This is a genomic window from Brevibacterium sp. LAARM3_SD1, from assembly GCF_057364765.1.
Map to the genome: position 1 here is coordinate 73,541 of NZ_JBNFOL010000015.1, position 12,343 is coordinate 85,883.

At 65.3% G+C, this 12,343-nt stretch carries 10 protein-coding genes; 6 read left to right on the forward strand and 4 right to left on the reverse strand.

Annotation, left to right across the window (positions count from 1 at the left end; all coding sequences use genetic code 11):
- Positions 1-18: 18 nt before the first annotated feature.
- A complete protein-coding gene (locus AC2W7L_RS10395; protein ID WP_486004395.1) occupies positions 19-873 on the reverse strand; it encodes a DUF817 domain-containing protein in 855 nt (284 codons plus the stop codon).
- Positions 874-1,040: 167 nt separating this feature from the next.
- On the opposite strand from AC2W7L_RS10395, the gene AC2W7L_RS10400 reads away from it, so the two are divergent.
- The gene (locus AC2W7L_RS10400) at positions 1,041-1,781 is read left to right on the forward strand and encodes an NAD(P)-dependent oxidoreductase (protein ID WP_486004396.1); all 741 of its coding nucleotides are present in this window, start codon (positions 1,041-1,043) and stop codon (positions 1,779-1,781) included.
- A 7-nt stretch (positions 1,782-1,788) separates the two neighbouring features.
- On the opposite strand, the gene AC2W7L_RS10405 is transcribed toward AC2W7L_RS10400, so the two are convergent.
- Both AC2W7L_RS10405 and AC2W7L_RS10410 read right to left on the reverse strand, forming a co-directional pair.
- Positions 1,789-2,184: a hypothetical protein gene (locus AC2W7L_RS10405; protein WP_486004397.1), complete on the reverse strand. Its 396-nt coding sequence runs from the start codon at positions 2,182-2,184 to the stop codon at positions 1,789-1,791.
- A 273-nt stretch (positions 2,185-2,457) separates the two neighbouring features.
- Entirely contained in the window at positions 2,458-3,312 is an 855-nt protein-coding gene (locus tag AC2W7L_RS10410) for a L,D-transpeptidase family protein (RefSeq protein ID WP_486004398.1), read from the reverse strand.
- A gap of 533 nt (positions 3,313-3,845) precedes the next feature.
- On the opposite strand from AC2W7L_RS10410, the gene AC2W7L_RS10415 reads away from it, so the two are divergent.
- The 4 genes from AC2W7L_RS10415 (at position 3,846) to AC2W7L_RS10430 (ending at position 8,417) form a co-directional block, all read left to right on the forward strand.
- On the forward strand, positions 3,846-4,688 hold the full coding sequence (locus AC2W7L_RS10415) for a DUF6636 domain-containing protein (protein WP_486004399.1): 843 nt from the start codon (positions 3,846-3,848) through the stop codon (positions 4,686-4,688).
- Positions 4,689-4,973: 285 nt separating this feature from the next.
- Positions 4,974-6,737: a 2-isopropylmalate synthase gene (gene leuA, locus AC2W7L_RS10420; RefSeq protein ID WP_486004400.1), complete on the forward strand. Its 1,764-nt coding sequence runs from the start codon at positions 4,974-4,976 to the stop codon at positions 6,735-6,737.
- A gap of 178 nt (positions 6,738-6,915) precedes the next feature.
- On the forward strand, positions 6,916-7,644 hold the full coding sequence (gene recO, locus AC2W7L_RS10425; protein ID WP_486004401.1) for a DNA repair protein RecO: 729 nt from the start codon (positions 6,916-6,918) through the stop codon (positions 7,642-7,644).
- Positions 7,641-8,417 (forward strand): isoprenyl transferase, encoded by a 777-nt coding sequence (locus AC2W7L_RS10430; protein ID WP_486004402.1) that lies wholly within the window; start codon positions 7,641-7,643, stop codon positions 8,415-8,417. Before recO ends, AC2W7L_RS10430 begins: the two co-directional genes overlap by 4 nt.
- A 282-nt stretch (positions 8,418-8,699) precedes the next feature.
- Here the strand turns inward: AC2W7L_RS10430 and AC2W7L_RS10435 are convergent, their stop codons facing one another.
- Complete coding sequence (locus AC2W7L_RS10435) at positions 8,700-10,496, reverse strand: DEAD/DEAH box helicase (protein ID WP_486004403.1); 1,797 nt, start codon at positions 10,494-10,496, stop codon at positions 8,700-8,702.
- 418 nt (positions 10,497-10,914) lie between these two features.
- Here AC2W7L_RS10435 and AC2W7L_RS10440 point away from each other — a divergent pair, with 418 nt between their 5' ends.
- Positions 10,915-12,297: a glycine--tRNA ligase gene (locus AC2W7L_RS10440; RefSeq protein WP_486004404.1), complete on the forward strand. Its 1,383-nt coding sequence runs from the start codon at positions 10,915-10,917 to the stop codon at positions 12,295-12,297.
- Positions 12,298-12,343: the final 46 nt, after the last annotated feature.

Here is a 12,343-nt window from a genome sequence, read left to right on the forward strand (position 1 = left end):
TCCTGAATGTTTCGGTTCTCAGCAAGTATAGGTGTCAGGAGGCCTGGGTCTGTGGACAAAAGTCACGAGAACGACGGAGACCATCATGAGCAGGAACCACGCCACCAGCTTCGTCAGCGGCACCAGGTGCCAGCCGTCGTCCTGACTCGGGTACAGCCAGGTCCCGGCCGCGGTCCCGATGTTCTCGGCCACCCAGATGAAGAAGGCGACGAGGACGAAGGCCAGCAGCACCGGCATGGTCAGTGTTCTGCGGTGGATATGGAAGTACATGCGGCAGCGGAAGAAGACGATGACGGTGGCTGCGACGAGGACGAGTCGGAGGTCGATGATGAAGTGGTGGGTGAAGAAGTTGATGTAGATGGCGGCGGCGATGATCACGGTCAGCCACCTCGGCGGGTAATGGCTGAACCTGAGGTCGAAGAGCCGGTACACGCGGACGATATAGGACCCGACGGCGGCGTACATGAACCCGGTGAACAGGGGCACGGCACCGATATGCAGGATGCCTCCCGGGGCGTAGTTCCAGGAGCCGACGGCGGTCTTGAAGATCTCCATTCCGGTGCCGACGATGTGGAAGACGATGATGACGATGAGTTCACGACCGGTCTCCAGGCGGGCGGCGAGCATGCCGATCTGGATGAGCACGGCGAGGATGACGAGGAAGTCGTTGCGGGCCACCGGCGCGTCGTCGGGATAGAACCACGAGGTGGCGATGATCGCTGCGAGCATGAGCGCGCCGAAGAGACACGCCCAGGCCTGTTTGATTCCGAAGGCGAGGAACTCCCGGACGCCGTCGGGGGCCCGGGGGAGCAGCCTGTCAGCGAAGGCGTCGAGGACGGCCTCGAGTCGAGTGAGTTCGCTGCGATCGGCCATACGGGTCCTTCGGCGGGGAAGTGAGGGGCGTGGAGTGCCAGGGTATCGCGGACCTCTGAGGGCAAGATCCGACAGAACTTCGAACACGGGTACATGACCTACACGAAGAGTCAGGCCATCAAGGTCTACCTCACCTGACCGACCGGGTCCGGGCATAGACTGCCCACATGCACATCCTCCTCTTCGGCGCCTCCGGCCACGTCGGCACCGGTCTTGCCCGTCTGCTCAGTCCGCACCACACGGTCACCGGGATCGTGCGCCAACGCCCGACAACGGAGACGGCGTATGAACCGCTGATCGTGCCGGACTGGGTGGACGAACCGGAGGCGGTCACCTCGGCGCTCGCCTCCGCCGGCCGGCCTCCGGTCGATGCCGTCATCGCCGCCATCGGCGGGTGGTACATCGACGAACCGGTGCTCGACCGAGGGCTGGGGAAGTTCGATGCGGACTATGACTCGTATCTGCGCGGGCACTTCACGGCCTGTGTGCTCTCGCAGTCTCTGGCCACTGAACGGTCGGAGGCAGTCGGTTCGTCAACTGAGCGTTCAACCGGTCAGGTGTCTGGCCGGTCAACGGATGCAGGACCGGACTCCACGCGGTTCGTCCATCTGGCCCTCAACGGTGTCGCCAGCGTCGAGGCGCTCGCCGGATCCGGGGCGATCAGCGTCTTCGGCGCCGCGCAGAAGATGCTCATCGAAGTCGCCGCTGCGGAATCGACGACCGTGGACTTCCGGGAGCTGCGGATCATGGCTCCGATCGGCGGCGATGATCGCAATGATCTGACCGGGGGTGTCGACACCGTTCCCCTCGCCGAGGTGGCCGAAGCGATCACCCCGATCCTGTACTCACCCGAACGCTTCGACGTGAGCATGGAGATCCCCGCGACCGCTGAGACGTCGGACGGCTGAGCCTCGTTCAGGTGCGACGGTAGCGGAGGAAGACCTGGTCGTCCTCGGTGCTCACATCGATGAGGCGCAGATCGATCTTTGCCTCGAGCCCGGAGCAGTGGCTGCCGGGGGTGCGGATATAGAGCGGGCTCACGCTCAGATGCAGTTCGGCGTCCGGATAGTGCTCGAGCAGCCGGAAAGCGAGGTTCGGACCCGATTCGCACAGCAGCACCTCCTCGCCGGGTGGTGCCGAGTCGTTCCCGGGGGAGGCCTCACCCCCTCCCGCGGATGACTTTTCGGAGCGGGACCGCAGCGATTCGGGGGAGGGAGCCGTCGGGAGTGAGGCGGCCACCTCGGTGATGGTGTCGGCACTGAAATTCTGGGCGCGGTAGTCGAGACCGCGAGCATCGAACTCGTTCTGCAATGACTCAGGATCGGATTCGGTGAGCACATACACGGGCGTGTGCTCCAGCGTCTTGCCGGCGCGTTGATGACGGGCAGCTGCGGATTCAGCGCGGTGCGGCGGTCGATGATGATCGCATTCGCATTACGGCGCAGAGCGAGGAAGCGCCGGAAATCAGCGTCCGTGGACACCCCGGTGGACCAGCCGTCTTCGGCGAAGGATCCGTTGATCGACTGGACGAGGGAGATGATGAGTCGGCGCACGGGCTCCTGCTCTTCTGCTTCTTCGGCTCTGCTATTTCTTCAGTTCGGGGGCCGGGCCCATGGCGATGCGCGGGTGGGCGTCGGGATCGATGGTGCGCATGATCCACTTGAGGTCCGCCTCTTCGAGGGTGACGCAGCCGTTCGTGCCCGAATCGTGGTCGAGGTGCAGCCAGATTCCGCCGCCCTTGTCCCAGCCCATCGGTCGGGTCTTGTCCGTCGGCGGGGTGCCGGGCTTGCGGTTGTAGTCGATGGCGATGATGTAGTCGAAGACCGATTCGTAGTCCGCCCCGTAGGCCACCGTCGCCGAGGAGGGCAGACGATCGTCCTGGGTATACGGCAGATCGGTGCCCGGGTTCGCCTTGAAGCCGCCGGCGTCGCTGAGAGTGAACACTCCGATCGGGGTGGTCTTGTCGCCCTCACGGCGATCCTGCAGCCACCCCTTGGAGCCGTTGTGGGTGTCGAAGGTCTTGAGCTTCTTCCACTTCTTGTCCGTGAACTCATAGAAGCTCAGACTCGACTTCTCGGAGTCGGCCGACGGCGAGGTCGCGACGAGGACCTGCGAGGTCTCTGCCGGAATCTGGTCCGTATACTCCTTCGTCAGACCGGGGACAGGGACGGGATGGGCCGGGCCGGTCGCCTCGGTGCCGGACTGATCGTCGGCCTGGTCTGTGGAAGTTGATGCCGAGTCGGTTCCGGTGGGGGAATCCTGAGCCGGGGCTGCGAAATCACCGAAACTCGTCTGCTGCGCGGGAGCGGAGAAACCGGCGGATTCGACCGTCGCGGAATCGTCCGTGCCGTCGTCGGCAGCGGCGCCGCAGGCGGTCACCAGCAGAGCGCAGGCGAGGAGCGCGGGCAGTCCCGCGCGCCGGTAGACTCCATCGGACATGAGGTCATCATCTCACGAGGTATGAGAACTCGCCGGTAGCGACTATGCGAAAATGACCTCATGAGCATTCCACCTGTGCCGAACCATCCTCCGCGCCCCGGGCGTCGGAAGCCGGCCGAGGAGTCTCCTGAGTCGATCACAACCCAGTTGTTCATCGGCGAGGGCGAGTCCGCGGCCGCCGATGGCTCCACCCAAGCGCTGACTCCCGCAGAACTTCAGAGGCTGCGGTCGATGGTCGAATCCGATGGCACCGATGCCACCGAGGTGCTCAGCCTCGAAGAGCTGCGCGGACTGGCCGCCGCGGATGGATATCAGACCGGAGGGCTGCCGGCGGCCCCGCGCAAGGTGAACTCCGAGGACATCGCTGCGGCCGAGGCGGCCTCGGCTCCGAAACAGTGGAATCCGCTGCCCGGCTCGCAGCCGGCGGCAGGGGACGCGCACCAGACAGAAGCCTCTGCGCAGCAGCCCGGACCTCAACCGCATCAGGCTGGGGTTCACCCGAGCCAGCCAGAACCTCATCCGAATCAGGGGCAGTGGAGAGGCGAATTCGGTGCCGCCGGCCAGGCCGCAGCACCGCAGCAGCCATCCGCCGGACCTGTGCAGTCGCCGGCGGACCCGACTACGCGCAGCCCGGAACAGGCCACCCCGGTGGACCCGGGTACGGGCAGCCGGGCCACGTTCCTGCCTACGCCGCCGCCCCTGCCGGATATGCCGCCGGCTATGGGCCGGGCGGACCTGCCGGCCCCGGTGGCCCAGGTGGGCCAGGCGGGCCAGGCGGGCCCGGCGGTCCGGGGAATCCCGGCGGACCGTACGATCCCTATGGCCGGCGCACCGACACGAAGAAGGTCCCCGCCTGGCTGTGGGTGCTCGCGGCTATCGCGCTCATCCTGGCACTCGGCATCGTCGGCTATATCGCCTGGGACTCCACTCAGGGTGATGACACCACCACCGTCGGGCCCACCGACGAACCGTCGATCGGACAGACCGACGACCCCGAGCCGTCCGATTCGGGCAGTTCGAAGGCACCCGTCGCCGAGGAGACCTTCACCTCCCCGTCGGGCAACATCGCCTGCACCATCGATTCCGACCGCGCGCGCTGCGTGATCACGGACTACGAATACTCTCCACCGCAGAAGCCCGAGGACTGCAAGCTCGACAACTGGGGCTCGATCGTCGTGGCGAACAAGGAAGGTGCGGGATTCTCCTGTGTCGACGCGCCCGAGAGCAACGGTCCGGCCCGCGTCCTCGGATACGGGGACTCCATCTCCGCCGCGGGGATGACCTGCACCTCCAGCGAAGAGGGCATGACCTGCAAGTCCGACGACACCGGAGTCGGTTTCAACGTCCGCCGCGCCTCGGTCGACTTCCTCAAGTAGGCCGACGGGCACGGCTCGGGCGGCGTCCTTAGAACCGGGCGGCGTCCTCGAAATCGGGGGACCCTGCCCGGGCCGGACGGATCGAGCCCGATCCGGGCGGAGCCGCCTCGGCGATCTTAGGATGTGGACTGGATTCGGACGCAACGCGGAAGGGGGGCTACGGTGGCTGTGTGGCATTCAGGTTCCTCCTCCTTCCTTGCCGCGACGAGTCCTGAACGGACAGCACGCTCGTCGCGGAGTCCTCGTATGCTGGTCAAGCGTTGAGAAACTTAAGTTAGAGGAACAATGAAACTGCAGAAGCCTTCTCCCATGCCGTTCGGCAAATACAAGTCGTTCCAGGACCGCATCGCCCTCGATATGCGCGATCGCACCTGGCCGGACCAGATCATCACCAAGGCGCCGCGGTGGCTGAGTACCGACCTGCGCGACGGCAACCAGGCGCTCATCGATCCGATGACACCGGACCGCAAACGTAAGATGTTCGACCTGCTCGTGGGTCTCGGCTTCAAGGAGATCGAGGTCGGATTCCCGGCCGCCAGCCAGGTCGACTTCGACTTCGTCCGCGAGATCATCGAACAGGACGCGATCCCCGATGACGTCCGCATCTCCGTGCTCACGCAGGCTCGTGAGGATCTCATCGAACGCACCGTCGAATCCCTCGTCGGCGCGAAGAAGCCCACCGTGCATCTCTACAACGCGACCGCGCCGGTCTTCCGCAAGGTCGTCTTCGGCTTCGACGGTGACGGCTTCGATCAGACTCGCGATATCGCCCTGCAGGGCACCCAGGCCGTGATGAAGCACGCCGAGACGATGCTGTCCGACGCGGACTTCGGCTACCAGTACTCGCCGGAGATCTTCGTCGACACGGAACCCGAGTTCGCCCTCGACATCGTCGGCAGCGTCCTCGACATGTGGCAGCCTGCCGCCGGCCGGGAAACCGTCGTCAACCTGCCCGCCACCGTCGAACGCGGCACACCGAACACCTATGCGGACCAGATCGAATGGTTCTGCCGCAATATGCCCTACCGCGACGAGGTGGCCGTATCCCTGCACCCGCACAATGACCGGGGCACCGGCGTGGCCGCAGCGGAGCTGGGAATGATGGCCGGAGCCGACCGCATCGAAGGCTGCCTGTTCGGCAACGGTGAGCGCACCGGCAACCTCGACCTCGTCACCGTCGCCCTCAACCTGTACACGCAGGGTGTGGACCCGGAGCTCGACTTCTCCGATATCGACGAAGTCATCCACACGGTCACCGAATGCAACCAGATCGGCGTCCACGAACGTCACCCCTACGGCGGCGACCTCGTCTTCACGTCGTTCTCGGGTTCGCACCAGGATGCGATCAACAAGGCCTTCGCCGATCGTGAGAAGAAGGCGAACGCGCAGGGCACTCCGGTCGACCTCATGGAATGGGACATGCCCTACCTGCCGGTCGACCCGAAAGACCTGGGCCGCTCCTACGAAGCGATCATCCGTGTGAACTCGCAGTCCGGCAAGGGCGGAGTGACCTACCTGCTCAAGAGCGAGCACGGACTCGACCTGCCGCGTCGCATGCAGGTCGAATTCTCCCGCGCCGTGCAGCAGCACACCGAAGCCGGCGGTGAGGTCACCAGCGAGGAGATCCGCCGCATCTTCAACTACGAGTACCTGCCCTCCGACGACCCGGAGACGGCTTGGGGTCGCTTCCAGATCGTCGGCCTGCGCACCGAATCGGGCAATGTCGACGGTGGCGGCTCATCGGCGGAGCGCATCGAGGTCGACCTCATCGTCGACGGTCAGGAACGCACCTACGAAGGACGCGGCAACGGACCGATCGACGCGCTGGTGAAGATCCTCATCGAGCAGTTCGACGTCGACGTCCGCCTTCAGGACTACTCCGAGCACGCCATCGGCTCCGGCGCGGACACCACCGCCGCGGCGTATGTCGAACTCGCCGTCGAGGACCGCGTCGTCTGGGGTGCCGGACTGCACCCGAACATCACGAAGGCCTCGCTCAAGGCCGTCGTCTCGGCTGTCAACCGCGCGGCTCGGGACCGCCAGAACTGAGGCCGCTGGGCTCTCGGTCAACGCGAAAGTCGAAAAGGTCGTCGCCAGCGACGTGATCTGCGACCTTCGCGTTGCGGGAGGCCGTTGGGCGCTTTGAGCAGTCCCCACGGTCGATCTCACAGCAGTCGCTTAAGCGCGGCGGGGTGATTCCCCGCCGCGCTTAAGCGATAATGGGCGGGTGCACAACTATCGTGATGAAGGCATCGTGCTCCAGGGGCACAAGCTCGGCGAAGCCGACCGCATCGTCACCGTGCTCACTCGCAGCCACGGCCTGGTCCGTGCCGTCGCGAAGGGGGTGCGCCGGACGAAATCGCGGTTCGGCTCCCGCCTCGAACCCTTTATGCTCGTCGACCTGCAATGCCATGTCGGGCGCAGCCTCGACATCGTCACCCAGGTCGAACTCGTCGAACCATTCGCCCGTGGAATCGCCACGGACTTCGATGTCTATTCGGCCGCCTCGGTGATGGCCGAAACAGCACGCAGCATCACCGAAGCCGAACCTCAGTCCCGGACGCATTTCCTTCTCCTCGTCTCTGCGATCCGTTCGCTGTGCAACCGCGAACACCCGCCGCGGCTGTCCCTCGATGCGTACCTGCTGCGCGCCATGTCCGTGGCGGGGTGGGCACCGAGCCTGCTCGACTGCGCTCAGTGCGGCAGCCCCGGACCCCACCGCGCGTTCTCCGCAGCGTTGGGCGGGGCCGTGTGCACGAACTGCCGTCCCTCCGGTGCGGCGCTGCCCGACACCGATGCGCTCGAACACATGGCCGCACTCCTGTCCGGCGACTGGGAGCGGGCCGAAGCCGCTGACCTGCACGATCAGATCGACGGGTCGAAGATGGTCTCGGACTGGGTGTCCTGGCACCTCGAGCGCAATATCCGATCACTGAGAGTTCTGGAGAGCACATGAGCTACCCCGCACCACCGGCCCACCCCAGCGGAGCGAAGCCTCCGCGCATCGACGCGAAGTTCGTGCCCAAGCACGTCGCGATCGTCATGGACGGCAACGGTCGGTGGGCGAATCAGCGGGGACTGCCGCGCACCGAAGGGCACAAGGCCGGTGAGGCGTCGCTGCTCGACGTCATCCACGGCGCGATCGAGGTCGGCGTGGACTATCTGTCGGCGTACGCGTTCTCGACGGAGAACTGGAAGCGCTCACCCGAAGAGGTGCGGTTCCTCATGGGCTTCAACCGCGACGTCATCCGACGACGTCGCGACGAGCTCAACGCCCTCGGTGTGCGCATCGTCTGGTCCGGGCGGCGTGGTCGGCTGTGGCGCTCGGTCATCGACGAACTCGAAACCGCTGCGGAGATGACGAAGCACAACACCGGCCTTGTGCTCCAGTTCTGTGTCAACTACGGAGGACGCTCGGAGATCATCGACGCGATCAATGAGATCACCGACGAGGTGGCCGCGGGGAAGCTCAAACCGGGCAAGGTCTCGGAGAATACCGTCCGCTCCCGCCTCTACGCGCCCGCCGTGCCCGACGTCGACCTGTTCATGAGGTCGTCGGGGGAGCGGCGGACCTCGAACTTCCTGCTCTGGCAGTCCGCCTATGCCGAGATGGTCTTCCAGGAAGTGCTGTGGCCCGACGTCGACCGGCGCACCCTGTGGGCGGCGATCGAAGAGTACGCCCGCCGCGACCGTCGCTTCGGTGGCGCCGTCGACACGCCCTCTGCCTGAGGCGGCGTCTGAGGGCCGCGGGCAGGCGGCCAAGGGCTTCTGAGGTTCGCTCAGCTGGGCGACTCGATCACACTGGGTGGGCGCCCCGTGGGCCACTGGGTGGGCGAAATGGTCACGAAAAACCGTGCGCGACGTGACCATTTCGCCCACCTGAGCAGGGTTCGTCGGCGGTTCGAGAGGGGCGAGTCACCGAAGTGCTGCAGAGTAGAAGCATGACTACCTGCCTCTCGGACGACGACGGCCCCGCAGCTCAGTGCTGCGGGGCCGTCCGTCTGAGTCAGATCAGTAGCGGTCGCGGGGACGGTCGCCCCGTCCGCCGAACTTCTTGCCGCCTCGGCGATCGCCCTTGAAGTTGCGGCCGTCGCCGGGCTGCTTGTCGAAGTTGCGCTTCTTGAACGGGCGTCCCGGACGACCCGAATCCGGACGGATGTCGATGGGACGGCCCTGGATCTCGGTGTGGGAGAGCTTGCGCAGCACCGACGGATCGAGATCCTTGGGCAGGTCGACGAGCGTGTGGTTCGAACGGATGTCGATATGGCCGATCTGCTTCGAGGTGATTCCGCCTTCGTTCGCAATCGCACCGACGACGGCGCCCGGCTGCAGTCGCTCGTTGCGACCCAGCGCCAGACGGTAGGTCGTCATGTTCTCATCGCGAGCACGACCTCCGCGGCCCGGACGGCCGCCGTCACGACCACCGTCGCGGTCACGACCCTGGCGACGTGTCGGCTCGGGCATCGGCTCGGCCTGGAGAGTGTTCGACTCGAGGACGAGGGAGGCCAGAGCGGCGGCGATGTTCGAGGCCGGCACATCGCGGGAGAGCGAGTACTGCTCGATGACGTCGGTGAGTTCGGACAGTTCGGTCTGCGCGAGGACATCGTCGATGCGCTTCGTGAACTTCTCGACGCGGGTGTTCGTCAGCTCTTCGACGCTGGGCAGAGTCAGCGGCTCGACCTTCTGCTTCGTGGCGCGTTCGATCGAGCCGAGCATGCGCTGCTCGCGCGGGGTGACGAACAGGATCGCCTCGCCGGAACGTCCGGCACGACCGGTGCGGCCGATGCGGTGGACGTAGGACTCGGTGTCGTGCGGGATGTCGTAGTTGACGACGAGCGTGATGCGCTCGACGTCGAGACCGCGGGCGGCCACATCGGTGGCGACGAGGATGTCGATCTTCGCCTCACGCAGCATGTCGATCGTGCGTTCACGAGCCTGCTGCGGGATGTCGCCGTTGATCGCGGCGGTCTTGAACCCGCGGGCACGCAGCTTCTCGGCCAGCTCCTCGGTGGCCTGCTTCGTGCGCACGAACATGATGATGCCCTCATACTCCTCGACCTCGAGGATGCGGGTGAGAGCGTCGAGCTTATGCGAGTGCTGGACCATGAAGTAGCGCTGGCGGATGTTCGCGCCGGTCTGCGACTTCGCGGCGACCCGGACTTCCTGCGGGTTGTTCAGGTACTTGCCGGTGATGCGGTGGATCGAGGTCGGCATTGTGGCCGAGAACAGCGCCACCTGACGGTCGGGTCCGACCTGGCTGAAGATCTCTTCGATGTCTTCGGCGAAGCCCATCTTGAGCATCTCGTCGGCCTCATCGAGGATGAGGTGCTTGAGGCTGCCGAGCTTGAGCGATCCCTTCTTGAGGTGATCGATGACACGACCGGGAGTGCCGACGACGACCTGCGCACCACGACGCAGACCCGCCAGCTGCGGGCCATAGGCCTGACCGCCGTAGATCGGGAGCACGGAGAAGTCGGACAGTTCCGTCGCGTAGGAGGTGAACGCCTCGGCGACCTGGATCGCGAGTTCGCGAGTGGGGGTGAGCACGAGAGCGAACGGGCCATCGTCGGCGCGCCCCGCCTCGGCGAGGTCGGACAGAGCCGGCAGGGCGAAAGCCGCGGTCTTGCCGGTTCCGGTCTGGGCGAGACCGATGACGTCACGGCCCGACAGGAGGGTCGGAATGGTCTCGGCCTGGATGGGGGTGGGGACTTCGTAGCCCTGGGCCTCTACGGCTTTGAGCACGAGCGGGTGGAGTCCCAGTTCGGAGAATCTCGGAGTGGTTTCGTCGTTTGCGGATACATCGGTCATGAGTGATCTCTCTCACGTCGGCACACACTTGATCGCAGATGACTGTAGTGGCGATCTACCCTGCGGCCGCTTGTGCAATCATCGTAAGCAATCCGGGCCGAAACCGTAGAGATCCAAGAACTCGCTTGGACAGACGTGAAGACGTCGGTACGGAGAAAGGTTTGGGTGTACCCCCAAGTCTACATGCCGCACCTCCGCCGAGGCGGTCCCGAAGCGGGAAACAGAGTGTGAGATCAGTCGCCTCCGGCGCTCGTCCGCCTGGGTTCAGGTCGGGTGCCTGGGTTGGCGTCGGGGCTGGTCGGGCCGAGCGTCGCGGCTGGTCGGGCCGGTGTTGAGGAAGCGACGGCGTGACCAGTTAGGCTGGTACCTGCGAGCCACGGCAGCCGGCCGTCGGCGAACTGAAACAAGGAGAGAACTAGTGGCACAGTCCAAGTTGGATGCCGTCATCGCCCTGGCCAAGCGCAGAGGATTCGTCTTCCAAGCAGGAGAGATCTACGGCGGTTCCCGCTCGGCATGGGACTACGGGCCGTTGGGCGTGGAGCTCAAGGACAATATCAAGGCCCAGTGGTGGCAGCAGTTCGTGCGCGGTCGCGAAGACGTCGTCGGCCTCGACTCCTCGATCATCCTGCCCAAGCGCGTCTGGGAAGCCTCCGGCCACGTCGCCACCTTCGTCGATCCTCTCGTCGAGTGCCTCAACTGCCACAAACGCCACCGCGAGGACCACCTCGTCGAGGCGTATGAGGCGAAGAACAAGAAGGCTCCGGAGAACGGAATGGCCGATATCGTCTGCCCCGACTGCGGCACCCGCGGTCAGTGGACCGAGCCGCAAGAATTCTCCGGGCTCGTCAAGACCTTCCTCGGACCTGTCGACTCCGAAGCCGGACTCCACTACCTGCGTCCGGAGACCGCGCAGGGCATCTTCGTGAACTTCAACAATGTGCTCACCGCTGCCCGGAAGAAGCCGCCGTTCGGCATCGGCCAGATCGGCAAGGCCTTCCGCAATGAGATCACCCCCGGCAACTTCATCTTCCGCACGCGTGAGTTCGAGCAGATGGAGATCGAGTACTTCGTCCACCCGGACGAGGCCGACGACTACTACAAGCAGTGGGTCGAAGACTGCTGGTCCTGGTTCCTCGACCTCGGCATCTCCGAGGACAACGTGCGTCGCCTCGACGTTCCCGCCGAGGACCGTGCACATTACTCGGCCGGCACCATCGACATCGAATACCGCTTCGGATTCCAGGGATCAGAATGGGGCGAGCTGATGGGTGTGGCCAACCGCACCGACTACGACCTCGGCACCCACACCGAGGTCTCGGGAGCGAAGCTGCAGTACTTCGACCAGGCCAGCGGCGACCGCTACACCCCGTATGTCATCGAGCCCTCCTTCGGCCTGACCCGGTCGATGATGGCGTTCCTCGTCGAGGCCTACAGCGAAGACGAGGCCCCGAACACGAAGGGCGGCGTCGACAAGCGCGTCGTGCTGGGTCTCGACCCGCGCCTGGCTCCGGTCAAGGCTGCGGTGCTGCCGCTGAGCCGCAACGAGAAGCTGACACCGGCGGCGAAGGATCTCGCTGCGACGCTGCGTCGACGCTGGAACATCGACTTCGACGATGCCGGCGCCATCGGCCGTCGCTACCGTCGCCAGGACGAGATCGGCACCCCGCTGTGCATCACCGTCGACTTCGACACCCTCGATGATCAGGCCGTGACGATCCGCAAGCGCGATGACATGAGCCAGGAACGCGTGAGCATCGACCAGGTGGAGAACTACCTGGCCGAACACCTCGCCGGAGTCTGACCCCAATTACTACCCCGACGGGCGGCCCAACAACCCTGGGCGCCAG